The sequence below is a fragment of the Streptococcus equi subsp. zooepidemicus genome (genome assembly GCF_015689395.1).
GTDB classification, from domain to species: domain Bacteria; phylum Bacillota; class Bacilli; order Lactobacillales; family Streptococcaceae; genus Streptococcus; species Streptococcus equi.
The window spans coordinates 1273445-1297383 of the sequence record NZ_CP065054.1; the positions used below are offsets into that span (position 1 = coordinate 1273445).

Consider the following 23939-nt stretch of genomic DNA (forward strand, 5'->3'; position numbering starts at 1 on the left):
TTAGACATTTTCGTTTCTGCCATTAAGGATCGCTTCGATAATGGCCATACGGACAAAGACACCATTAGCCATTTGAGCTACTATTCTTGCCTTTGGAGCCTCTACTAAATGGTCTGCAATCTCTACATCACGATTAACTGGTGCCGGGTGCATAATAATCGCAGAGTCCTTTAATTGCCTGTAGCGCTCCTCAGTTAAACCAAACTGTCTATGATAATCTTCCTTTGAAAAGCTTTGACTACCATCATGGCGCTCATGCTGCACTCTAAGTAGCATCAACACATCTAATTGATCAATAATATGATCAATCGCCATGTACCTTCCATAGCTGTCAAATTCAGACGAATACCATTGCTCAGGTCCATAGAAATAAAGCTCTGCTCCAAGCCGCTTTAGAATCTGCATGTTTGATTTAGCCACACGAGAATGTGTCAAATCTCCTGCAATAGCAATCTTTAGGCCATCAAAATGACCAAATTCTTCATAAATGGTTAGCAAATCAAGCAAGCATTGACTAGGGTGCTGACCTGATCCATCACCTCCGTTAACGATAGAGGCAGTAATCGTTGGACTGTCAATAAGCTGCTGATAGTAATCATCTTCTGGGTGACGAATCACGCAGATTTCTGTTCCTAGAGCACTCATGGTAAGAACAGTATCATATAAGGTTTCCCCTTTATTGACAGCACTTGTATCAGCGTTAAAATCAAGGACTCTAAGACCAAGCTTGTTCTCAGCAACCTCAAAGGATTTATGGGTTCTTGTTGAATTTTCGAAGAATAAATTAGCTGCAAAGTGCCTACTGTTATCTTTAATAGCTACCTTACCTGCCTTGTATTCAGAGCCACGACTAATAAGTCCTAAAACCTCTTCATTTGTTAAATGCTCCATTGACACCAAATGCTTAAGCGCAACACGATTATTTACAACTGACATGATTTATCCCCTTTTACCAATAATGAAATGATGATAACAATTGACAACAGCTACACACTAGTTTTCTGGAAGAAGCTGATACAATATAATGCCAAGAAGCGTTGAAAAAGCAACACCCGAAATCTGAAGGCCATTGATTTGAAGCATGAGGCCTCCAATACCAGAAACCAGAATAACACTAGCAATCAATAGGTTTTTCTTGTTGTCCATATCAACCTTAGCTTCAATCAGGATTTTCAAGCCACTAGAGGCTATAACCCCAAACAGAGCAATCGAAATCCCTCCAATCACTGGAGTAGGAATAGACTGAATAAGTGCTGATACCTTACCAACAAAGCTTAACAAACCAGCAATCACAGCGGCACCTGCAATAACATAGACTGAGAAGATTTTATTGAGGGCCATCACACCAATATTTTCACCATAAGATGTTACCGGAGGCGCTCCTAAAAATCCAGCAATCACCTGTGCAAGGCCATCACCCGTCAAGGTTTTTTCCAAGCCAGGATCCTTGAAATAATCTCTTTTAGTCAGGCTATTAAGCACCATGATATGACCGAAATGCTCTGTCATGGTGACAAAGGCAATCGGGGCCATCGTTAAAATAGCACTAGGATACAAGGTAATGTCATAGGTTAAAAAGGGGATAGCCACAGCTGGAACACTGAGCCATTGGGCCTTAGCAACCTGTGTAAAGTCAACAATAGACTGACCCGTCACCATACCAACAAGGATCGCAAACAAATAGCCAACCAATAAGCCCAACAAAATAGGAATGATGGCGACAATCCCTTTACCATAAATGTTAAAGAAAATAATCGCTAATAAGGTGACAAGACCAATCAAAAGGTATAACAGGTTATACTTTCCATCCTTTAGCATGACATCACTAACTGCTGTTGAGGCCAAGCTAAGACCGATCACCATAACAATGGGACCAACCACAACTGGAGGTAAGATCTTATCGATCCATTCATTGCCAATCGCCTTCACCACCAGTGCTACAACCAGATAAACCAGGCCACCTGTAATCGCTCCCTGTGCAACTGCACCAATACCATCTGTTTTCATTAGCATTTGCATGGCTGCAATATAAGCAAAGCTTGAGCCCATATAAGCGGGAATTTTAAATGTTGTTACTGACAAATGCGCCAGAGTCCCAAGTCCACTTGATAAGAGGGCAACTGACGGATCAATCCCAACCAAAATTGGAACCAAAACAGTTGCTCCAAACATAGCAAATAAATGCTGGAAGGACAGGCCAAGCAAAATCCCTGCCTTTGGCACTTCTTCTACATCATAAATGACATCTTTCACACAATCACCTCTTTCTTATCCCGGATCAACAATACTAATACGGTCTTGACCGTCAACCTCAACCACCTCAACGACAATCTCTTCTGTCTTGCTTGTTGGAATATTCTTTCCAACATAATCAGCCCGAATTGGTAATTCACGATGACCTCGATCCACCAAAACAGCCAAGCTAACACGTCCAGGACGCCCTAAGCTAACCAAATTGTCAATAGCTGCCCGAATAGTTCTGCCAGTATAAAGCACGTCATCTACTAGGATAATATCCTTGCCGGTAATATCTACCGGCATGCTGGTGGTATCCTCCTCTACTCTCATGTCATCTCTGAAGGGCTTGGTATCTAACTCTCCAACTGCCAGGTGCAGGCTCTCTAGCTGCTCTAACCTTTCTTGAATACGACGAGCAAGGTAAACACCTCTTGTTTTAATCCCTACAAGCACCACATTGTCCAGCTGCTTGTTGCGCTCAATAATCTCGTACGTAATCCGCGTGATCGCACGCTTCATGGTTAGCTCATCAACAATTACCTTTGATTTCATTCAAGGCCTCCTCAAAAAATTCAACTAAAAAAATCTCCCTGTTAACAAGGAGATTCAGCAAATAGGCACACAACTAGACATAACTGTGTACTTTTTATTCAGAACATGCTCCTTGCCAGCCTCACAGGACTGTTTTAAAGGAATATTTTATTTTCATTAGTATAGCAAAATCACAAGCCAAAAACAAGGATTTTCTAAAAAATAATTCAAAATATATAGAGCTATCACAGCACCAAGGAAAATGCTACTAAGGTCATCAGCAATCCTCCAACACAATTCCAAAAATAGGTCTTAAGACCTATTGCATTTGTATCAAAACAATAGTACAATAATATCAAACACAAAGGAGAGCGTTTATGATGAATGATATAACTAGAAAGATTAACCATAAGCAACTGATTCAAATCACTACCATTCTAGGCATTATTGTTACCATCGTTATTTTGTTCTATCTGCAGCAGCACCCTAATCTTTTTGCAGTTGGCGGTCCTTTTCAGACCTATCTTATGGAACTTGGTATCCTAGCACCCTGTTTGTTTATACTGCTTCAAATCATTCAGGTGGTTTACCCTGTCATCCCTGGAGGCTTGACCTGTGTTTTAGGGCATGTAGTCTTTGGGCCATTTTGGGGATTTCTTTATAATACTCTAGGTATTTTTATTGGTTCGCTGCTTAGCTTTATACTCGCTAGAAAATATGGTGAACAGTTTGCTAAAGCCTTTGTATCAGATGATACCTATAACAAATACATTCCTTACCTCAATAAAGGCAAGTATTTTGAACGATTTCTCATAACAGCCTTTATTCTCCCTGGCTTTCCAGATGATTTTCTCTGTATGGTAGCTGGACTAAGCAGCATGTCTGTCAAAACATTTACCAGTATTTTTCTCATATCAAAGCCAATCACTCTTTATATCTACACCCTTCTTGCTTACCAAGGAATACAAATCGTTGGACAGGTATTGCAATCCTAAAAAAAAGCTAGTATTAAGCTATCAAGCCTGATTGGAATACAGTATTCCAATCAAAAAGGCGCTCAGCTTAGTACCAGCTTTTTATTCTTGTCTTAGTTGCTCCAAAGTCCTTTGGAAGATTTCTGGTGGCTCAACAGTAAAGACCAGCTCCTCTCCTGTCACAGGGTGGGTTAGTCCTAATGTTTGCGCATGAAGAAACTGCCCATTGCCAGCCAAGGTCTTACGAGGACCGTAGAGCGGATCTCCTGCAAGAGGGTGACCAATATAAGCCATGTGAACACGAATTTGATGAGTTCGACCTGTTTCCAATTGCAATTCTACTAAGCTGTAACGGCCAAAGCGCTCCAAGACCTTAAAGCGAGTCAAGGCTTCCTTGCCCTTAGCAGTTACAGTCTGTTTTTTACGATCCTTGTCACTACGGCCAATCGGAGCTTCAATAACACCTCGATCCTTTGGTAAATTACCATGAACAATGGCCACATACTTTCGTAAGGATTTCTTAGCCTTAAGCTCATCAGCTAGTAGCTGATGGGCCTTATCAGTCTTGGCAACCATTAAAAGGCCAGAGGTATCCTTATCAATTCTATGCACAATTCCTGGACGGATAACACCATTAATAGAGGACAAGTCTTTTACGTGATAGAGCAAAGCATTGACCAGCGTCCCTGTAGAATGCCCTGCAGAAGGGTGAACAACCATTCCCTGAGGCTTATTAATAATGGCCAATACATCATCTTGGTAGACAATATCTAGTGGTATATCCTGAGCCTGATAGTCCAAGCTGCTTTCCTCTGGAATATGATAGCTAATGCAATCACCGACCTGCACAATATACTTGGCCTTCTTAGGTGAGCCATTGACCAATACCCTTTTTTGCTTGATCTGATCATTAGCCTGACTTCTTGATAATGGGGTCAAATCAGCCAAGGCCTTATCCAGGCGATGACCTGATTCTGTCATCTTAATTTCCATAGTCCTCTTCTTTCCATAGACAAATGACTAATAGCAAAACACCTACCGTCAAATAAGAATCTGCCACATTAAAAATGGCAAAATTGATCACATCTAAATGAATCATATCAACCACATAGGATAACCTCATACGGTCAATAAAATTCCCAAGACCTCCAGATATAATCAGCAATAAAGAGAGCTGCAGCCAAAAGCTAGCCTTGGGGTGCTTCAGTACATAATAAATGGCATAGCCAACCACCAAAATAGTTATGATTGTAAAGAACCACTGTTGATTCTGTAAGATTGAAAAAGCTGCTCCTCGATTTTGAAGATAGGTTAAGCTCACCAAGCCTGGTATAAAGGGCTTCACCTGCCCTAGCTCAATATGTGTAACAGTCCACCATTTACTTAGCTGATCCAGTATCATTAAGACAATGGCAGCTATAACAAAACTAATTCTTTTCAACTAATCCTATTCCTTTCAGCTTAAAAACAAGAGATTACCTTGATGACTTCAAAAGAGCAACAACAGCTAGCAGCCTCTATAGCGTACTTAACCTCAAAGCCTCCAAAGAGCTGGTGTACTAATAGCCTTTTAGCATCATTTATAGTCAACCACACAGTAGCTCTAGACTTGACCTTATACCAATAAGTCTCGTCACAGCAGCTTGCTTAAGTCGTATCCAGGCCAGAGCTAAGTCCTGTTATCCATAGTTTAGTTTCTTTTTCTATGCTCAAAATAATCCTGTAAAATGGTAACAAAATGTAAAGCCGCAGCAGATAGGTTCTTATCCCTACGTTTGACATAGATCATTTTATGCTCCATATGATCATGCAAAGGAATAACCTTGATGCCATTAACACTTTGCTGATCTAAAAATCCAGATCCTGTTGCAAAGGCAGCTGTCCTTTCTAAAATGCCATTTAAGGTTGCCCTATCTGACACAGTGTATATATGAGAGCTCTTGCTTGTATCAATAAAATTCTCTGAATAATAAAGATACTCTTCCTTTTCTTGAGTAAAGCGTACTGCTGGTAACCCTTGCAAATCCTCTAAGAAAAGGGCTTTCCTTTGGGCCAATGGGTGGCTTTTTGATAGGTAAATGTGGGTTGTAAAGGACAGCAATTCAACATAATCCAAAGCCAGCTTATCCATTCGCTGAAAAAGCCCCTGACGGTTTTGTGCATTAAGGTAGATAATCCCAAGCTCACTATTTCCCTGAGCCACCTCATCTAAAATTTGCATCGTCGTTGACTCAAAAACTCTAAAAACCTTATGCCCATCATGCTCCCCAGCAAATGCCGTTATTAAGGCTGGTAAAAAATCATAATGCTGGCTCGCAACTGAAAATTCATTTGGCTCTAAAGCCGATTGAGAAAACTCCTTTTCCAGTGAATCAAAGCACTTAACAACCTCTAAGGCTTTTTCATAGAATAAAAGCCCCTGGCTGGTTAACACAGTTCCTGTTGTTGTCCTACGAAAGATCTGAAAGCCAAGCTCTGTCTCTAAATCCTTGACTGAAACAGATAAACTGGGCTGACTAACAAATAGCTTTGAAGCAGCCTCACGAAAGGTACCATTATTTGCAATAGCAACCACATATCGTAATTGTTGAATATTCATTAATCCACTTCCTAAATCTAGTACCCTTCATTATACCATAAAGCTAGCTAATAAAAAACAAAGGCTTCCGTCCTAACCATGACAAACGTATGTACAAATAATCAGGAAACATCATTGACTTTTTCAATAGTGTTCTATCATATTTAGCTATAGAAAACAGCCTTACTATAAGTTATACTTTTGAAAGAAGTAAGCCTTAAATCACAGAAAATCACACCGAGATTTTTATGGGCTTATCCTATCTCTCCAAGGACTGAGAATTGGCTACATCTAGCTAATAAGCCATTTCAGGATTTTACTGTCTAGGAGTTATTTATAGGCAACTATTACAGTAAAGTAGCGTCACAATACAAAAAAGGCTATCCCAAAGTATAGAACAGCCTTATATCATGCCTTTTTAGCACATTATTTTGCGATTGGGTATACAGAAACTTGTTTCTTATCGCGTCCTTTACGCTCAAAGCGTACAACACCTTCAACCTTAGCAAAAAGAGTATCGTCTCCGCCACGACCAACATTAACACCAGGATAGATATGTGTGCCACGTTGACGGTAAAGGATTGAGCCGCCTGAAACTGTTTGTCCATCAGCTGCTTTAGCACCAAGACGTTTTGCTTGTGAATCACGTCCGTTAGAAGTTGAACCTCCACCTTTTTTGTGGGCGAAGTGCTGCAAGTTAGAAAGATTAAGTTTAACCATTTGAATTTCCTCTCGTTGAATTTAATTCATCACAGGCTTTTGAACATATTCTGATGAATGCTCTGCTAAATTCTCTAAGCCAATCACAACAGACTCAAAGAGAATTTGCCATACCTGCTCTTGTTGCTCAGTAAATCCCTCAGGCTTTGTCACCCTTAGGAATCCACCATCATCGACGATTTCTAGTGCTGGCTCAAGACCTGTCATCTGTTCAACCGAATTAACAAGATTGAAGGCCAAAACTGAAACCGAAGCACAAACTACATCAAAGCCGTACTCACCGCTTCCAGCATGTCCTGTGATAAGCATCTCAGTCCAGCCAGCTGCGTCTTTTGTTAACCGTACTTTAATCATGTCAAACTAGAATTATGCCTTGATAGCGTTAATCACAACTTTAGTGTAAGGCTGACGATGACCTTGCTTACGGTGGCTACCTTTTTTAGGCTTGTATTTAAAAGTGACAACCTTCTTTTGTTTTCCTTGCTTTTCAACAGTTCCAACTACAGTAGCTCCCTCAACAACTGGAGTACCAACGACAGTCTTATCACCACCTACGAGAACAACCTCGTTAAAAGTGATTTCTGCGCCAGCTTCAGCGTCAATTTTCTCAACGTAGATTGCTTGACCTACTTCAACTTTAACCTGTTTTCCACCAGTTTTGATGATTGCATATGTGCTCATGATGCACCTCCTATAAGATTTTTGATGAGGTTTCCCTCTGTGAAGACTCGCCTAGAATCGTGAGAGCCAATCTACTTGAAAACGATTTTCGTGCGGTTGCACAGGACGTGCACTTAGTCAACATTACAATTTTAACATCAAATTTGTTTTTTATCAAGGAAAATATGCTTTTATCTTCCTAAAATCTTAAGCTATACATAGTCACAGCTATGTAAAGGCTAGCAATGCTTTACCATTTTAGGTTAACCAGGGCATTCATTTCTTTATAAGCAATGGCTGCTTTTTCTTGCGTTTCGGGATCAATCTTATCATAATACCTGCCGCCTTTGATAAAGTCCTCCAAAACCATGGTACGATAGCTATATAACTCATAGCCTTCACTACCATAGAGGCCCTTAGGCTTAGCTAAAACCATTGTCGGGTGAGCCTTTACTGTTTTTATTTTTGTTTTTTGCCCCTTCTTCTCAAAGGTAAGATCCATTAGCACGCCGCGCTCTGTCCAAATATCATCAACAGTCTCTAGGCGCTGATTGGAAATGAAATTACCCATTGAATAGATAATAAATTTCTTTTCCTTATCCTTAACAATCGTCTCTGCCGGCTCTACGACGTGGGGGTGACCTCCTAAGACAACATCAGCACCCCAGTCAATCATTTTTCGATAAAGAGTTTTTTGCTCAGCTGTTGGCTCTAAAGCATACTCTGTGCCCATCTGAGGCATAACAATGGTAATGTCTGCCTCTTTTTCAGCACGTATGAGGTCTTTTTGGATTCTGTCCTCATTAAGGTCAGACAGGTGCTTATCATACTCCTCCTGACTGAGTGTAGCCTCCATTCCGTTATAGCCATATGAATAGCCCAATATTGCAATCTTAATCCCATTAACCTTTTTAATGAGAATGTTCTCCTTAGAGCGATCCTGCTCATAAATACCAACGCTGTCTATCCCCATATCAGCAAAAACACGCTTGGTATTGAGAGCTCCCTCTAATCTTGAGTCCAAAATATGGTTATGGGCCAAATCAACCACATCATAGCCAGTATGCTTAAGCGCAGCTGCAATAGCCTCCGGCGCATTAAACAAAGGATAGCCAGCTAGAGGATAGTCTGGGCTGATCGTTCCTTCATAGTCTCCAATGGCCAAATCAGCCTGACTAATCCAATCCTTCACATACTCAAAATAGGGATTAAAATCATAGCTACCATCAGCCTTTTTAGCACTCATATAGAGAATATCATGAATCAAAATATCACCATTTGCGACAACACGCGCTGTTTGTGTCTTTTGAGGTATCTTGCTTTTCGTTTGTGTGCCTTTTTTTGGCATGCCCAAAAAATCAAAAGCTAAAGCAAAAACAAGTGCCGCAACAATCAAGGTAAGCACTGAAAGCATGGTCTTTTTATACTGAAAATCTTTTAGCAAGTGTCAAACCTCCTTTTTGTCTATTATACCATGTTAACACGACTTTTTAGTAACAAATCCCAAAGAAAAGGCTATGCCCATTTGAGAAGAATGCCTTAGACATCAGTATAGACTCGTATTAGCTAGTTAAAAAACTGGATTGCTCCTCTTTGGTTGATGTCATATACTTTTAGCCTAAATAGCTTTCAACAAAGTCTAATAGTTGAATAATGATCATGCAAAATATGGTATAATGAAACAAAATCAAACTAGTCAGGATAGTCACATGAAGCATAATTCTTTCAGTCGCTCACTATTACTTCCCCTTCTCATCTGTTCCTTGTCTGCTTGCTCTTCTCATACAGAGAAAAAAGACCATACAAAAGACGCTACTGCTATCACCGATACCCGAAAAGCAGAGCATCAGGACATCAGGGCAAATATGGAAAAGGTCAAGCTCGCTACTGCTAGCACCGACTTCAAAGGTGGCTCAAGCCTTGAGGAGCTAATTGCTATTTTTGGACAGCCTAGTCAGCACGAAGATAAAGCAGCTGGTAGCGTTACTCTTGACTCCTACACATGGCAGTTTGACCATGTTACGGTCAATATTAACCTCTATGAAAACAGCAGCATTGTCAAAACCATTGCTAACTTTGCTTTTATCAGAGACCTAGCCTTATCCTTAAAGGACTACAACAGCTTGAAAAAGGGCATGACCTATGATGAGGTCAAGCAGCTATTGACTGAGCCAGATAATTATAGCCAAGCTAATTCCAGCGAAAAAGAAACCATTCAAGCCATTTGGATAAGTGGCTTAAAAGCTCAGACACAGGGTGCCAATATAGCACTGACCTTTGAAAATAACCAGTTGACAGAAATGTCACAGGTTGGTCTTGAAGAATAGTCTTGAAAAGCACAATAATCACATTACTGATAAGAAAAAGAGCTTGATTATTAATAAGATCAAGCTCAAACGATAGACCCAGCAGCTGCTGACCTTGACAGTAATATGTAACAAGCTGAGCTACTACTCACTAGGCAGTATTTACTAGCAGCCACTGAATTTCCTTTATGATGGCAGACAACCACCTTTTTTGTGGTGACCTATCAATAGCACCATAAGATCTCGTTTTACCAGATACCTTTGCTTAACTCTAAGCGTATGATGAGCTTTTTTATTCTGCAGATATTATAGCTATTTGGCGTGGATAAAAGCAAGAGCTGCTAAGGAGAACACTATAAACGAGATCCAACATAGGATCATGCTATGTAGCGCCAAGAACGAAAAGATAAAGACACCTACAGGGAGTGATAAGGAGAACAGAAGACCTAAAAAGCTATTGCTTTGGGCTAGCATATCTGATGGGAGATTTTCCATTAAAAGGGCGTCCAGCTTGGGTGTGGCTTTTCCCATAATATAAGCTGCAAAGGCTAAGCATAAAACCCCTATGATGGCAGGTAATTGCATAGCATTAGAAGCTCCTACCAGCAAAAATGCTATACCCTGGGTCTGTGCTAGCTTTGATATTGAAAGCCTTGAAAAGTAATCCTTTGGTGTTAGATTTCCCAACATCGCTCCGATAATCGTAACGGCATCAACAATAACTATAGACTGCCCATAATGAAAATGAAATAGCTGATGATCCATCAAATAAAAATGATAAATGCTATTAATTGCTCCTCCAATAGCGTTTAAGGTCAAAATGGATAAGAGTAGCTTTACAAAAGAGACATGATCAGTCTTTTTAAAGGTCTCTGTCATGCTTGTATACATTACCCTAAATTGCTTCATTAATGAAACACCTGCTTCAGAAGCTTCAACGACATCATGCCTTAGCTTTTGCCGATTTTTAAGAAGCACAACAGATGACAACAAAAAGGAAATAGCATTTATCAAAGCAACAAAGGCATAATTGTTGCCTGATGTCGTTAGCAGCCAAACTCCTAAAGCTTGTCCTGCAATACTAGAGAGGTAGCCGATAAATTGAGCAAAAGAATAGGCCTCATAGAGCTTTTCTGATTCAATATTTTTCTGCATTATCGGGAGACGTAAGCCATTTTTGTAATCACTTAGAATATCAGAAACCACATTCAAAAAGCCCACAAAGGCAAATACCAAGAACGTCTGATTTGTCATCAACAAGGCTACAAGCGTAAATAAAAGAGATTGTATAAAACCAATAACAATAAGATTTCTTGTTTTCCTTTTTGTCTTATCTGCTTTGACGCCAATCCAAAAGGTAAACACCATAGGAATGATGGTGATGATATTGGCTATAAAAACAGCAATATGAGAATAAGGCAGCGTGGTTGCATAAATAATAAAAACAATATTGTAAATATAAGAGCCTAAAGCACTTAAAAAGTTTGAAACTGTCAGCGTTCTAAAAACGACATTTTTAATCAATACCCTCATTTGGTTACCTGTTGACGTCCTTTCTTAGTTGATTGTTGCCTGCTTAGCTAGTAAATACACTCTCTACATATTCAAAGCTTGTCAGAGTCATATGCTTCACCATGTACCAGCTGAATAAATGGGTACTTCTCTGGATGCTCTATGATTGTCTTAACTTTCTTTTCCACGTAGGCTTCAAAGCTTTTTTCAAAGCTACTTGAACGCTCACGAGAATCTTCTTTATAGATACATTTTTTAGTAATCCTTGGTTTTCTCATAACAATACATCTCCTCAGTCTTTTTAGTAGGACTAGTTACTAAATTATGGTTTGTAGATTGTACATTTCCAAGTCACAACAAAGCCTTTCACTGGCGCAAAGCATCTACTAGCCTCGTATACAAATGGAGTCATGTTTGTGATCTCCTTTCATTTTTGATGAGTCTAGTGTATCATCAAAAACCGCACCAAAGCTAAACTGTTCATAAGTTCAAATCATGGTTTTGACATTAATCAAAAAACAGTAGCTCAAAAAGCCACTGTTTGCTGCTAGTTAAGCATCTAAACATTTTTTGCTTATCAATGCTTTAGATTGTATTTATTCAACTTCCTTTAACCATTTCTCTAAGCTATCTGAATAATAGGCTGCACTTTCATCACAATTTAATGTCTTTAAGATGTGTATGGCGTCATTTATTTGCTTTAAGCCTAGTTCCTTTTCCCCTTTACAATATAGGTGCTGACCATCAGCAATCATATAAACAATTCTTAAGTAGGTGTCATTTTCCTCAAAAAAATGATTGTTAATCATGTTATCAAAATATGCAGCTATACCTAGCTTTTTTTCCTGAGTAGCTTTAAACAGCCCATTTAATAAAATGCTGTGCACTAAATTTCGATGCTGCCAAAGCTCCTCAAAAAAGTCTACTCTTCCTAGCATTTCTCGAGTATACCGCAAATACACATCCAAGGATAATAAGGGAGAAATATCTGAAAATAATTGTAATTCGTATATTCCCCAAATCTCCACTGAAAACAAATAATCATATAAAAAGCTTTGCTCATCTGGAGTCATTTTGATATTCTCATCTAAAAAGAGCATTTGACTTTTAATCATCAAAGCATTTAAAAAATAGATATCCTTTTTGTATAAATGATACTGCTCCAGCTCTTTTGTATACAATTGATGTAAGCTGGACAGGTCTTTTTTTGATATGGCCTCCCAGATCTCTTGCTTTAGGACAGCATATGGGGAAGGCTTAAAGCCATTTGCTAGATAAACAAATTCATTCAGCTCTGTCCGAATATTGCTGAGTCCAACCAATAGCTTTGAGATTGTTATATCGGATTCGCCATTTTCAAATCTGCTTAACATCGAATGAGAAAATGCATCTCCTGTCGCTTCCTTTAAAGATATGTGTCGCGATGTCCGCAGTAATTTAAACATTTCTCCCATATATTGCATGTCAATACCTCTCTAATCTTTCATTTTAGTATAGTATATAACCTCAAAAATGTAAATCTAGTCCTGATTGCATAAGCCTTTAATTCAACGTTTGGTGCTACTAAATATCTTATTTTTCCGAGGTAAAGCCTCAGCTTTATGCTATAAGCACTTGCTGCGTTTTAGAAAATGGGCTAAATCAGCTATATTCCTTTTTAATAACAAAAAAGCCTTATTTATGACCCGCACCCCAAAAGTTAGACAGAAAATCTACCAATGGGGTGCTTTTTATATGAAATTAAGTTACGATGATAAATTAAGAATATATGAACTAAGAAAAAATGGGATGTCTTGTTCCCGCATTGGTCAACAGTATGATATTCAGGTTTCTAATCTCAAATACATGGTAAAGCTTATGGACAGATATGGAGTTGAGATTGTTAGAAAGGGTAAAAATAAGTATTATCCTCCAGAATTAAAACAAGAAATAATTGATAAAGTTCTTCTTGAAGGTCAGTCTCAACTGTCTGTCTCTCTTGAGTATGCTCTCCCAAATGCTGGTATGCTTCTCAATTGGATAGCGCAATACAAGAAAAACGGGTATACTATTCTTGAGAAACAAAGAGGGAGACCAACGAAGATGGGCCGTAAACCAAAGAAAACTTGGGAAGAAATGACAGAGCTAGAGCGCCTTCAGGAAGAGCTAGAATACCTTAGAACGGAGAATGCTTATCTAAAAAAGTTGAGGGAGCTTCGTTTACAGGACGAAGCCAGAGAGTGAGAAAGGCAGAAACAATTAGAGAGATGGTCCAAGAAGGATTCCGATTAAACCTCCTACTTGAGATCGCTAAGATGGCTCGTTCAACCTATTATTATCAAGTCAAGCAATTGGATAAGTCAGATAAAGATGAAGCAATCAACTCTGAAATCAAAGCGATTTATGAGGAGCATAAGGGAAACTATGGTTACCGTCGCATCCATTTAGAACTCAAGAATCGTGGGTTTGTCGTCAATCACAAGAAAGTGCAACGCTTGATGAAAGAGATGAGATTAGCTGCTCGAATTCGTCGTAAACGCAGGTATTCCTCTTACAAAGGCGAGACTGGTAAGAAGGCTGATAATCTGATTCAACGCCAGTTTGAAGCTGCTAAGCCATATGAAAAATGTTATACCGATGTGACAGAGTTTGCTTTACCAAACAACGATGAAAAACTTTATTTAGCGCCTGTTCTTGATGGTTACAACAGTGAGATTATTGATTTCACACTCTAGGTCTCCAGACTTAAAACAGGTTCAAACCATGCTTGAGAAGGCTTTTCCAGATCAATCCTATCACGGAACGATTCTTCACAGTGACCAAGGGTGGCAATACCAGCATCAGTCCTATCATCATTTTTTAGAATCAAAGGGCATTCGTCCATCAATGTCTCGCAAGGGTAACAGCCCTGATAATGGGATGATGGAATCCTTCTTTGGCATTTTAAAGTCAGAGATGTTCTATGGCTTTGAGAAAGCCTACCACTCACTGGATGAGCTCGAACAAGCAATCACTGAATACATCTTTTACTACAACAATAAACGAATCAAAACTAAACTAAAAGGACTTAGTCCTGTTCAATACAGAACTAAATCCTTTCAATAATTATTCGTCCAACTTTTTGGGGGCAGTACAAACAGAGGCTTTTTTATATCGTTTCTATCCACCTTGAGGGAATCGAACCCCCATCTCAAGAACCGGAATCTTGCGTGATATCCATTACACTAAAGGTGGCACCTTTAACCATACCACTACAGTATAGCATAAAAGTGGGTATTTTAAAATCCTTTTTTTAAAAAGATCACACCATACACATGACGAAAATGCATGTCATTATTTTCTAGTCATCTGTATTTTATCACTATATTTTTAATATTTTGATATTTTGACATCATCAATGGTTCAAATACAGTTTAGTTATACCATAAATGTTCTTGAAAAAGCACATTGATTACGAAAATGCTATCAGAAAACGTCAGTTTCTCCATGCATTGGTGTGCTAAAAAAATACTATAAAAAAGCTGAGCAATTACCCAGCTTCTCTTAGTATTATAATTCAATATCACCAAAAAGGTCAGCCATTGAAAATCCAGTTTGTGTTTCTGGAAGTTCGTAATCACGCTTAGCTTCACGTTTTTGACGACGTGGACGTGATTGACGTTTTTCTTCTTTTTCACCCTCTGCTTGTGCTGGACGCTCTTCAAGCGCCTTGATTGACAACGATACACGCTCATCAGCAGCGTTAACGTCAAGAACCTTAACAGTTACCTCTTGACCTACAGTAAGCACGTCCTTTGGATTTTCAACACGCTTGTGTGAGATTTGTGAAATGTGCACCAAGCCATCAATGCCAGGTAATACCTCAACAAAAGCACCAAAGTCAGTCAAGCGCTTAACCTTACCTTCGATAACATCACCTTGTGCAAGCTTTTGCTCAACGCCATCCCAAGGTCCAGGTGTTGTTGCTTTAAGTGATAGTGATACGCGACCTGCTTCCTCATCAAGAGCAAGTACCTTCACCTCAACCTCTTCACCAACAGAAACAACAGATTTAGGTGACACATTACGCTCATGTGAGAGCTCAGTTACGTGAACAAGACCGTCAACACCACCAAGATCAATAAAAGCACCAAAGCTTGTCAAACGCGCAACAGTACCAGTTACCACTGAACCTTCTGAAAGTGTTGAAAAGACTTTGTCACGTGCTTGCTTAGCTGCTTCTTCAACAACCTCACGACGTGATAAGATAAAGCGGTTTTCTGCTGCATCAACTTCTTTGATTTTAGCGTCAAATTCTTGACCGACAAACTTTTCTGTATTGCGAACAAAACGAGTGTCAATCATTGAAGCAGGGATAAATCCGCGAAGCCCTTCAAATTCAACTGAAAGTCCACCTTTAACAGCACGAGTCCCCTTAACAGTAACGACTTCACCTTCACGACCAATAAGCTTGTCCCATGCCTTACGAGCTTCCAAACGTTTTTTAGATACTAGGAAAGTAACTGTATCAGTATCTTTACCTACAACTTGACGAAGAACAAGCACTTCAACGGTGTCGCCAGCCTTAACATAGTCATTAATATCAGCTTCACGATCGTTAGTCAATTCACGAAGTGTCAAAACGCCTTCAACACCTGTGCCTTCAATAACAACGTTTGCTTGACCGTTATCAACTGTCAAAACCTCCGCAGTGACTACATCACCAGGATTGACTTCGCTAACACTGTTTAGCAAATCTTCAAATTCATTCATTCTAAAAAATCCTCCAACAAAAGCTAGCTTATGCTAGCTTTTGATAACAATATATTTTCTCAAGGTAACCCGCAATGACAACAACTTTTATCCTTGACGGTCTCAGACGCTAATCTGATACCTCTGACTGGGGTAGCTGGATTCGAACCAACGCATGAGGGAGTCAAAGTCCCTTGCCTTACCGCTTGGCTATACCCCAATATCATCATTAAAACAATGAACCTAATAGCTTAGGCATGGAAAGAGAGGGATTCGAACCCCCGAACCCAAAGGAGCGGATTTACAGTCCGCCGCGTTTAGCCTCTTCGCTATCTTTCCGTAATAACAAAAACTATTCTACCATAGTTTTTGTAAGCTGACAAGTCTTTTTAAGCATTTTTAATGGTTCAAATTATAGTTTTCAATAATATTTTCAACTGCTTGCTCTAATGTTTTAAAAAAAGCATCTACTGTGCTGTCTTTTAAAACAGCAAACTTGCCATCAAGCTCTGCAATCTCACCAACAACGCGCTTGCCAATCTGTAACTGATAACCATCTATCTTGGTATTATTGACTGTTACTTGTTGATCGCATAATTGCATTTCAATTTTTTTTTCTTTTTTACTCATCACTTCACCTCGCCTTGTCTATTTTACACAAAATCAAAAGAGCTTGCAATAGCAAGCTTCACTTATTTTAATCAATAGCTACAATCCAGCCTTCTGGCGCTTCGATATCACCAAATTGGATACCGACCAACTCATCGTATAATCGACATGTCACTGGACCAACCTCAGTCTCGCTGTAAAAGACATGTAGCTTATCCTGATACTGAATGCCTCCAATTGGTGAGATTACAGCAGCTGTACCACAAGCTCCTGCCTCAACAAATCGATCCAAATCGTTAATCGGCACATCACCCTCAATGGCAGTCATGCCAAGCCTTTCTTCGGCTAATTGGAGCAAGGAGTATTTGGTGATTGAAGGCAAGATTGATGGGCTAAGCGGTGTAATAAATTCGTTGTTGGCAGTGATACCAAAGAAATTAGCGGCTCCGACCTCTTCAATCTTAGTGTGAGTTGCTGGATCTAGGTAAATCACATCTGAATACCCTGCTGTCTTAGCTGCCTTTCCTGGCAATAAGCTACCTGCATAGTTCCCACCAACCTTGGCAGCTCCAGTACCATAAGGAGCTGCTCTATCATAATCCTCAGATACAATAAAGTTGGTTGGCGCAAGCCCGCCTTTAAAGTAATTGCCAACAGGCATGGCAAAAACTGTAAATATATATTCGTTAGCAGGCTTAACACCGATAATATCGCCAACACCAATTAACAAGGGTCTAAGGTAAAGGGTAGCACCGGTTCCATATGGCGGTACAAAATCCTCATTTGCCTTTACCACTTGCTTAACAGCATCAATAAATTGCTCGGTAGATACCTGTGGCATCAGCAAACGGTCAGCTGTTGCCTGCAAGCGAGCTGCATTGCGGTCTGGGCGAAATAGCTGAATAGAACCGTTCTTAGTGCGATAGGCCTTTAAGCCTTCAAAGGCTTGTTGCCCATAATGCAGAGCTGGTGCACTTTCTGAGATGTGCAGGGTAGCATCTTCTGTTAAGCGACCTGCGTCCCATTTGCCGTCCTTGTAGTATGATATATAGCGAAATGGCAGTTTGCGGTATTCAAAGCCTAAGTTTTCCCAATCAATAGCTGTTGTCATTATCCTACCTCTTTTCTTTTTGTATTCTTTTCATCATTGTTTTGCGTCTTTTTTCGACGAAAGACTCAGAGCCTTCACTGGTACAGCTAAAAGACCTTGGCTAGATGAGCCTTGCAGCAGCGACCTCCTGATCTGAAATGCTCTCTGAAATAAAGGAGCCATTACTTGTCCTATCTGATAGAGACAGGCTATTGAGAGCAAGCTGGTATTGCTGACCGGTCTTACTAATAATCTCTAATTGCTGGTCATTAGCTGTGTCCTCTGAATCATGTGTAAATAGGTCAATGGTACCTATTGTAGTATCTCCTTTTACCATTCCTGCCAAGAAAACTCTGTGTGGCTTGGTCTTTAATTCTCGTAACACCAGCAGACCTCTGTTAGCTCGGCTGGTCTGTGGAATATCAGCAATCGCCACTCGCTTTAGTGCTCCTCTTTGCGTCAGCACAAAGAAGGAATCAGCATTGACTGGGCAGGCAGAAACCAAGTAATCCTGAGCCTTTAGGTTAATTCCTTTAACTCCGGCAGCCTTTAGGCCCTGAATCGGTATTTCTTGGCTAGAAAACCGCAAGGCGTAGCCCTGCTGCGTCACCAAAAGAAGATCTTCCATGATAATTGGTGCTATCGCAATAATACGGTCGTCAGCAGCCTTTAGCTTAGCGTATTTGATTGATTTTGATTTGTAGCTTCGCCAAGGCATCATCTCCTTGCGCTCAAATCGTTTAATCAGTCCATGCTGTGTCACTGAAGCATAGAGTCCTTGTTCAAAGGACTGGATCAACTCAGCATATATCACCATTTCATCTGCAGCAAAATTAGTAATAGCCTGTGATAAATGCTCCCCGATGTCTTTCCAGCGCAAGTCAGTCAGCTCATAGACTGGGCGATAAATAACATTACCTAGATTGGTAAAGAGTAACAGGTGGTCTGTTGTCTTAGCCTGCTTAACAAAGATCAGATGATCATCATCGCGCTTACCAATTTCCTCAAGGCTTGAGGCATGAAATGACCTAGGGCTTGTTCGCTTGATATAGCCTCCCTGAGTCACACTGACAAAGGTTTCTTCCTCCAAAATAAGACTAGCAGAATCAATTTCAATCGCTTGGCTTTCAGCCTGCAACTCTGATAAACGTGGCCCTGCAAACTTTTTCTTGACCTCTCTTAGCTCACGCTTCATCACGTTATACATGGTTGCTTCGTTACCAATAATAGCCGAGAGAGTTGTGATGAGCTCTCTTAGGTCATGCTCTTCCTGCTGAAGGGTAACAATATCTGTATTGGTCAGTCGATAAAGCTGTAAGGTGACAATAGCCTCTGCTTGTTCCTCTGAAAAGTCATAGCTGACCTTTAGGTTTTCTTTGGCGTCAGCCTTATTGTCAGAAGCTCGGATCAGCGCGATAATCTCATCTAAAATAGATAAGACACGTATCAAGCCCTCAACAATATGCAATCTCTTTTCAGCCTTTTCCTTGTCGAACTGAGAGCGCTTGATAATAATACTTTTGCGGTGAGCGATATAGCTTGATAAGATTTTTTGCAATCCAACCTGACGAGGCGTAAAATGATCAATCGCAACCATATTAAAATTATAATTGACTTGAAGCTCGGTATACTTCAACAAATAATTCAAGATGGTTTGGCTGTCAGCGTCTTTTTTGAGCTCAATAGCAATGCGTAGCCCTGTACGGTCTGACTCATCACGCACCTCTGCTATGCCTGGAACCTTGTTATTAACCCGAACATCATCAATTTTTTTAACTAGGACAGCTTTATTGACCTCATAAGGAAGCTCGGTCACAATGATCTGCTGCTTGCCTCCCTTTAGATCCTCAATTTCAGTTCTGGAGCGAACAACAACGCGGCCCTTACCTGTTTCGTAGGCTTTTTTAATTTCGGCTGCTCCTTGGATAATACCACCTGTTGGAAAATCAGGTCCCGGTAACAGCTCCATTAGCTTATCTAGCTTAGCCTTTGGGTGATCAATCATGTAAATAACAGCATCGATCACCTCTGACAAATTATGTGGTGGAATATCTGTGGCATAGCCTGCTGAGATCCCTGATGAGCCATTGACCAATAGATTTGGAAAGGCAGCTGGCAATACCGTTGGCTCTTTTTCGGTATCGTCAAAATTCCAAGCAAATGGCACTGTTTTTTTATCGATGTCCTGTAGCAGGTAACCAGCAATTTCAGATAATCTTGCCTCAGTGTACCGCATAGCTGCCGGTGGATCACCGTCCATCGAGCCGTTATTGCCATGCATTTCCACAAGAATTTCACGATTCTTCCAATCCTGACTCATGCGTACCATAGCGTCATAGATCGAAGAGTCCCCATGCGGGTGGAAATTACCCATGATATTACCAACAGATTTGGCTGATTTGCGGTAACCCTTTTCAAAGGTATTACCGTCCTTATTCATCGAATAAAGAATGCGGCGCTGAACAGGCTTTAAACCATCTCGAATATCAGGAAGCGCCCGCTCCTGTATAATGTACTTTGAGTAGCGCCCAAAGCGCTCCCCCATGATGTCCTCAAGGGACATGTTTTGAATATTACTCATAAGATACAAAGGGACGTTTCGCTTGCGAAATTTTTCCGTAAAAAATGCTGGAACTGACGACGTGTCCTTGGACACTAGGAGGTTACCGATTTTTCTAGGAAAAATAGTCCCGTGTTCAGTTAGTAAACTAGCTGAACATTCCTTTCTTTGTTTCTTTCAGAAAGATATCTCTTTCTTTAATTAGTTTTTTTTTGAAAGTTCCTTTAGGTAGTGGGGACAGAAGCGAACCTACGGTTCCATTCCTAAATTTCGAGACTTCGGCTCGAAATTTCCCTCGAAGATAATCGTAAGCGATTATCTTCTTTTCACTACGGCAGGAGCTTTCAGAATGGGCTCGCTACGCTCCCCTATCGCTAGGATTAGCAGTTTCTAGGAAATCCACCCCACACCCAGCAAGAGACCTCTCACTGAGCTTTCCTTTCTGTTAGATTGTCTATTATATTCAAAAAATAGTATAAAGCTAGCCTATTTACAGCTAGCTGTCACTGATCACTCTTAACAGCTGATAAACCCTATCAGACCACTCAACTAATCCTTCACCTCTATAGTCTAGGTAATGAATCTTTGAGCGCAAGGCCTTTGGAATAACTGCTTCAAAGCGCTGCTGCCAGCTTTTAGGAATAATGCAAGCCTGCAATTCCTCCAAACTAAGCTCGTCTTTGATCTTGGCAGGGTGATAGCCATCAAAAACATAGCCTTTCATCTGACAAATATCAGAATAGCTATAGTGAAAGCTAACTCCGGGTACAAAATGCTCTCTTAAGTCCTTTTCATTTGGCATACGATTAAGCAATCTCTCCATAGCCAAGCGATAGCCTGAGGTCGTATTGGACCAGCCAAGCATCACATAATGAAAATAATCAGCAGGATCACCAGCAGCATTTCGATCACTCCTAGCCAACTCCTGTGCCGTTACCCCAAAAGCTCTTACAGCAGACAATAGCCTTCCTGTCTTAAAAATGCTTAGAGCAGCCGCTACAGTGCAGGTATGACTTAAATAAGGACAACAGACTGCCTCTCCATTGATGTTAAATGTTGAAGCCACCAATTTACAGCTAGGCCTAAAGGGATAGGCACAAGCATGTGCTTCAAGAAATTGATGAACCTCTTCAAGAAGCTTGCTGTCCTGACAGCTAATGTCTGTTTGACGATGATTCCATTTTTCGTAGGCACAAAAGGCTGCTAGCTTTTCCAGTTCCCAAGCCTTGATATTGGGATAATCTGTCAATGCAAAATAATAGGTGCCTCCCCACTGAAGACTGTAGCTTTGTTGACAAATATCTAGCTTCATCACTGTTACCTCGATGGTTACAATCCTTGATAAATGAATACTGAGCACACGAATAGCAATTTGATATAAGATATGTTAGGACCTTCCTTAGGAAAAATGCCTTAAAAAACCATATTTTCCTCCAAGGTAAAGATGACATTGTCCTCAATCCATTGGCGACGTGGGGCAGCCTTGTCTCCCATGAGGACTGAAACGCGTCGCTCTGCCCTAGCCAGGTCATCAATCGTCACTCGGATAAGGGTTCGTGTGTCAGGGTCCATCGTGGTTTCCCATAGCTGATCGGCATTCATCTCCCCAAGTCCCTTATAGCGTTGGAGACTTGCACCTTTACCAAATTCCTTGCGAAGATCCTCCAGCTCACCATCTGTCCAAGCATAGGAAACCTTCTCCGATTTGCCTTTACCCTTTGACATTTTATAAAGAGGAGGCAAGGCAATATAGACATGTCCTGCTTCAACCAGCGGCCGCATATAACGGTAGAAAAAGGTCAGCAGCAGGGTCTGAATATGAGCCCCATCCGTATCAGCATCGGTCATGATAATAATCTTGTCGTAATTAATATCATCAAGATTGAAATCAGCACCAACACCTGCACCAATGGTATAAACCATTGTATTGATTTCCTCATTTTTGAGAATGTCAGCCATCTTGGCCTTTTCTGTGTTCAAAACCTTACCACGTAAGGGGAGAATTGCCTGAAATTTACGATCCCTGCCCTGCTTAGCTGAACCTCCAGCTGAGTCCCCCTCGACTAGGTACAGCTCGTTTTTCTTAGGATTTTTGGACTGGGCTGGAGTTAATTTTCCAGAAAGAAGCCCCTTGTCCTTTTTGTTTTTCTTACCATTTCGAGACTCATCACGCGCTCTTCTGGCTGCCTCACGCGCATCTCTTGCCTTGATAGCCTTACGAATCAAATGACCTGCTAGCTCACCATTTTCAAGTAAAAAGAAGGTCAGCTTCTCTGATACAATGCTCTCAACGATTGGCCTTGCCAGTGGACTTCCTAGCTTGTCCTTTGTTTGCCCTTCAAATTGCAAATGCTGCTCTGGTACAAGGATCGATAACACCGCAGACAAGCCCTCACGATAATCTGAGCCCTCCAAGTTTTTATCCTTTTCCTTTAGCAGACTGGTTTTGCGGGCATAGTCATTCATGGCCTTTGTAATAGCTGATTTTAAGCCAGTTTCATGGCTGCCACCGTCCTTTGTCCTAACATTGTTAACAAAGGACAAAATGTTATCTGAAAACCCATCATTGTATTGCAAAGCGACCTCAACCTGAAAATCCTGCTCCTGCCCTTCCATGTAAATCACAGGAGTCAAGGTTTCCTTGTCCTCATTGAGATAGGCAACAAAATCCTGAACACCATTTTCATAATGAAATTCCTCAACGACCAGATCGTCACCTCGTAGATCAGTCAGGGTCATTTTAACCGTCTTTAGCAGAAAAGCAGATTCCTTTAGACGCTCTGCGATAGTATTCCACTTGAACTCAGTTGTCGAAAAAATCTTGTCATCAGGCATGAAGGTAACCCTTGTCCCTGATTTGCTTTTTGGAGCTGAAGCTATTTTTTCCAAGCCTGTCACTGGCCTACCACCATTTTCAAAGCGCTGCTTGTAAACCGCTCCGTCTCTCGTGATTTCTACCTCTAGCCATGACGATAGGGCATTTACAACTGAAGAGCCCACACCATGCAAGCCTCCTGAGGTTTTATAGCCCCCTTGACCAAATTTACCACCTGCATGCAAGATGGTAAAGATGACCTGAACAGTTGGTATGCCAAGAGCGTGCTGTCCGGTCGGCATGCCTCGTCCGCTGTCAGAGATGGTGGCAGAACCGTCCTTGTTTAGCGTCACATCGATCTCATTTCCAAAGCCAGATAAGGCCTCATCGACAGCATTGTCGACAATTTCCCAAATCAAATGGTGAAGTCCGGTTGCATCGGTTGAGCCGATATACATCCCCGGTCTTTTACGAACTGCCTCTAAGCCCTCTAGGACCTGAATGGCATCATCATTATAATTTGTTATGCTTATTTCTTTCTTAGCCAAGTTGACCTCCAGACGTTTTCATCTTTTTTATCTTACAGGTTTTTTGAGAATTTTGCAAAATAATTTAGGATTTTTTCGTAATTCTTTG

Annotated in this window: 20 protein-coding genes, 3 tRNA genes, 2 pseudogenes and 1 other annotated feature; of the genes and pseudogenes, 3 read left to right on the forward strand and 22 right to left on the reverse strand. The window is 40.7% G+C overall.

The window, feature by feature from the left end; genetic code table 11:
- From I2432_RS06030 to pyrR, 3 genes are read right to left on the reverse strand one after another with little or no spacing between them, the layout of a single operon-like run.
- Positions 1-936, reverse strand: a complete 936-nt coding sequence (locus I2432_RS06030) for an aspartate carbamoyltransferase catalytic subunit (RefSeq protein ID WP_164336691.1) — start codon at positions 934-936, stop codon at positions 1-3.
- 57 nt (positions 937-993) lie between these two features.
- Positions 994-2253 (reverse strand): uracil-xanthine permease family protein, encoded by a 1260-nt coding sequence (locus tag I2432_RS06035; RefSeq protein ID WP_012677849.1) that lies wholly within the window; start codon positions 2251-2253, stop codon positions 994-996.
- A 15-nt stretch (positions 2254-2268) separates the two neighbouring features.
- Complete coding sequence (pyrR, locus tag I2432_RS06040; protein ID WP_012677848.1) at positions 2269-2790, reverse strand: bifunctional pyr operon transcriptional regulator/uracil phosphoribosyltransferase PyrR; 522 nt, start codon at positions 2788-2790, stop codon at positions 2269-2271.
- Between the two features lie 356 nt (positions 2791-3146).
- On the opposite strand from pyrR, the gene I2432_RS06045 reads away from it, so the two are divergent.
- The gene (locus tag I2432_RS06045) at positions 3147-3764 is read left to right on the forward strand and encodes a TVP38/TMEM64 family protein (RefSeq protein ID WP_414603542.1); all 618 of its coding nucleotides are present in this window, start codon (positions 3147-3149) and stop codon (positions 3762-3764) included.
- An 81-nt stretch (positions 3765-3845) separates the two neighbouring features.
- Here the strand turns inward: I2432_RS06045 and I2432_RS06050 are convergent, their stop codons facing one another.
- The 7 genes from I2432_RS06050 to I2432_RS06080 form a co-directional block, all read right to left on the reverse strand.
- On the reverse strand, positions 3846-4736 hold the full coding sequence (locus I2432_RS06050) for an RluA family pseudouridine synthase (protein ID WP_115251017.1): 891 nt from the start codon (positions 4734-4736) through the stop codon (positions 3846-3848).
- Positions 4726-5184, reverse strand: coding sequence for a signal peptidase II (lspA, locus tag I2432_RS06055; RefSeq protein WP_021320845.1), 459 nt, complete (start codon positions 5182-5184; stop codon positions 4726-4728). Before lspA ends, I2432_RS06050 begins: the two co-directional genes overlap by 11 nt.
- 249 nt (positions 5185-5433) lie before the next feature.
- Positions 5434-6342, reverse strand: a complete 909-nt coding sequence (locus I2432_RS06060) for a LysR family transcriptional regulator (RefSeq protein ID WP_206158667.1) — start codon at positions 6340-6342, stop codon at positions 5434-5436.
- A 405-nt stretch (positions 6343-6747) separates the two neighbouring features.
- On the reverse strand, positions 6748-7041 hold the full coding sequence (gene rpmA / locus I2432_RS06065) for a 50S ribosomal protein L27 (protein WP_012677843.1): 294 nt from the start codon (positions 7039-7041) through the stop codon (positions 6748-6750).
- 21 nt (positions 7042-7062) lie between these two features.
- Positions 7063-7395 carry a ribosomal-processing cysteine protease Prp gene (locus I2432_RS06070; RefSeq protein WP_012515751.1) on the reverse strand — a complete coding sequence of 111 codons (333 nt, stop codon included), beginning with the start codon at positions 7393-7395 and terminating at the stop codon, positions 7063-7065.
- A gap of 12 nt (positions 7396-7407) precedes the next feature.
- Positions 7408-7722, reverse strand: coding sequence for a 50S ribosomal protein L21 (rplU, locus tag I2432_RS06075; protein ID WP_012515752.1), 315 nt, complete (start codon positions 7720-7722; stop codon positions 7408-7410).
- Between the two features lie 33 nt (positions 7723-7755).
- Positions 7756-7830: a sequence feature (ribosomal protein L21 leader region), on the reverse strand.
- A gap of 121 nt (positions 7831-7951) precedes the next feature.
- Complete coding sequence (locus I2432_RS06080; RefSeq protein WP_206158668.1) at positions 7952-9145, reverse strand: CapA family protein; 1194 nt, start codon at positions 9143-9145, stop codon at positions 7952-7954.
- Positions 9146-9410: 265 nt separating this feature from the next.
- On the opposite strand from I2432_RS06080, the gene I2432_RS06085 reads away from it, so the two are divergent.
- On the forward strand, positions 9411-10028 hold the full coding sequence (locus I2432_RS06085; protein WP_037580818.1) for a DUF3862 domain-containing protein: 618 nt from the start codon (positions 9411-9413) through the stop codon (positions 10026-10028).
- Positions 10029-10319: 291 nt separating this feature from the next.
- Here I2432_RS06085 and I2432_RS06090 read toward each other — a convergent pair whose 3' ends face one another.
- The 3 genes from I2432_RS06090 to I2432_RS06100 form a co-directional block, all read right to left on the reverse strand.
- Complete coding sequence (locus I2432_RS06090) at positions 10320-11540, reverse strand: MFS transporter (RefSeq protein WP_138119407.1); 1221 nt, start codon at positions 11538-11540, stop codon at positions 10320-10322.
- A 71-nt stretch (positions 11541-11611) separates the two neighbouring features.
- Positions 11612-11797 (reverse strand): hypothetical protein, encoded by a 186-nt coding sequence (locus I2432_RS06095; RefSeq protein WP_043029806.1) that lies wholly within the window; start codon positions 11795-11797, stop codon positions 11612-11614.
- Positions 11798-12115: 318 nt separating this feature from the next.
- The gene (locus I2432_RS06100) at positions 12116-12982 is read right to left on the reverse strand and encodes a helix-turn-helix domain-containing protein (protein ID WP_038674231.1); all 867 of its coding nucleotides are present in this window, start codon (positions 12980-12982) and stop codon (positions 12116-12118) included.
- 271 nt (positions 12983-13253) lie between these two features.
- On the opposite strand from I2432_RS06100, the pseudogene I2432_RS06105 reads away from it, so the two are divergent.
- Positions 13254-14603 (forward strand): annotated as a pseudogene (locus I2432_RS06105) (IS3 family transposase).
- Positions 14604-14660: 57 nt separating this feature from the next.
- Here I2432_RS06105 and I2432_RS06110 read toward each other — a convergent pair.
- The 9 genes and pseudogenes from I2432_RS06110 to parE form a co-directional block, all read right to left on the reverse strand.
- A tRNA-Arg gene (locus tag I2432_RS06110) sits at positions 14661-14732 on the reverse strand.
- A gap of 315 nt (positions 14733-15047) precedes the next feature.
- A complete protein-coding gene (gene rpsA, locus I2432_RS06115; RefSeq protein WP_012677836.1) occupies positions 15048-16250 on the reverse strand; it encodes a 30S ribosomal protein S1 in 1203 nt (400 codons plus the stop codon).
- A gap of 127 nt (positions 16251-16377) precedes the next feature.
- Positions 16378-16449, reverse strand: a tRNA-Gln gene (locus I2432_RS06120).
- 38 nt (positions 16450-16487) lie between these two features.
- Positions 16488-16568 (reverse strand) — tRNA-Tyr (locus I2432_RS06125).
- 60 nt (positions 16569-16628) lie between these two features.
- Positions 16629-16859 (reverse strand): DUF2969 domain-containing protein, encoded by a 231-nt coding sequence (locus I2432_RS06130; RefSeq protein WP_043040698.1) that lies wholly within the window; start codon positions 16857-16859, stop codon positions 16629-16631.
- 67 nt (positions 16860-16926) lie between these two features.
- Positions 16927-17955 (reverse strand): annotated as a pseudogene (locus I2432_RS06135) (branched-chain amino acid aminotransferase); the annotation flags it as partial.
- Between the two features lie 94 nt (positions 17956-18049).
- Positions 18050-20509 carry a DNA topoisomerase IV subunit A gene (parC, locus tag I2432_RS06140; RefSeq protein WP_206152480.1) on the reverse strand — a complete coding sequence of 820 codons (2460 nt, stop codon included), beginning with the start codon at positions 20507-20509 and terminating at the stop codon, positions 18050-18052.
- Between the two features lie 475 nt (positions 20510-20984).
- The gene (locus I2432_RS06145; protein ID WP_021320852.1) at positions 20985-21800 is read right to left on the reverse strand and encodes a hypothetical protein; all 816 of its coding nucleotides are present in this window, start codon (positions 21798-21800) and stop codon (positions 20985-20987) included.
- Positions 21801-21901: 101 nt separating this feature from the next.
- The gene (gene parE, locus I2432_RS06150) at positions 21902-23851 is read right to left on the reverse strand and encodes a DNA topoisomerase IV subunit B (RefSeq protein WP_154299016.1); all 1950 of its coding nucleotides are present in this window, start codon (positions 23849-23851) and stop codon (positions 21902-21904) included.
- Positions 23852-23939: the final 88 nt, after the last annotated feature.

What these genes read in the sequence shown, in the direction of transcription:
- parC (WP_206152480.1), bottom strand. Translation starts at nt 20,509, where the DNA reads ATGAGTAATATTCAAAACATGTCCCTTGAGGACATCATGGGGGAGCGC.
- I2432_RS06100 (WP_038674231.1), bottom strand. Translation starts at nt 12,982, where the DNA reads ATGCAATATATGGGAGAAATGTTTAAATTACTGCGGACATCGCGACAC.
- I2432_RS06090 (WP_138119407.1), bottom strand. Translation starts at nt 11,540, where the DNA reads ATGAGGGTATTGATTAAAAATGTCGTTTTTAGAACGCTGACAGTTTCA.
- I2432_RS06030 (WP_164336691.1), bottom strand. Translation starts at nt 936, where the DNA reads ATGTCAGTTGTAAATAATCGTGTTGCGCTTAAGCATTTGGTGTCAATG.
- I2432_RS06070 (WP_012515751.1), bottom strand. Translation starts at nt 7,395, where the DNA reads ATGATTAAAGTACGGTTAACAAAAGACGCAGCTGGCTGGACTGAGATG.
- I2432_RS06045 (WP_414603542.1), top strand. Translation starts at nt 3,147, where the DNA reads ATGATGAATGATATAACTAGAAAGATTAACCATAAGCAACTGATTCAA.
- rplU (WP_012515752.1), bottom strand. Translation starts at nt 7,722, where the DNA reads ATGAGCACATATGCAATCATCAAAACTGGTGGAAAACAGGTTAAAGTT.
- I2432_RS06060 (WP_206158667.1), bottom strand. Translation starts at nt 6,342, where the DNA reads ATGAATATTCAACAATTACGATATGTGGTTGCTATTGCAAATAATGGT.
- I2432_RS06095 (WP_043029806.1), bottom strand. Translation starts at nt 11,797, where the DNA reads ATGAGAAAACCAAGGATTACTAAAAAATGTATCTATAAAGAAGATTCT.
- I2432_RS06130 (WP_043040698.1), bottom strand. Translation starts at nt 16,859, where the DNA reads ATGAGTAAAAAAGAAAAAAAAATTGAAATGCAATTATGCGATCAACAA.
- pyrR (WP_012677848.1), bottom strand. Translation starts at nt 2,790, where the DNA reads ATGAAATCAAAGGTAATTGTTGATGAGCTAACCATGAAGCGTGCGATC.
- rpmA (WP_012677843.1), bottom strand. Translation starts at nt 7,041, where the DNA reads ATGGTTAAACTTAATCTTTCTAACTTGCAGCACTTCGCCCACAAAAAA.
- I2432_RS06050 (WP_115251017.1), bottom strand. Translation starts at nt 4,736, where the DNA reads ATGGAAATTAAGATGACAGAATCAGGTCATCGCCTGGATAAGGCCTTG.
- I2432_RS06085 (WP_037580818.1), top strand. Translation starts at nt 9,411, where the DNA reads ATGAAGCATAATTCTTTCAGTCGCTCACTATTACTTCCCCTTCTCATC.
- rpsA (WP_012677836.1), bottom strand. Translation starts at nt 16,250, where the DNA reads ATGAATGAATTTGAAGATTTGCTAAACAGTGTTAGCGAAGTCAATCCT.
- I2432_RS06145 (WP_021320852.1), bottom strand. Translation starts at nt 21,800, where the DNA reads ATGAAGCTAGATATTTGTCAACAAAGCTACAGTCTTCAGTGGGGAGGC.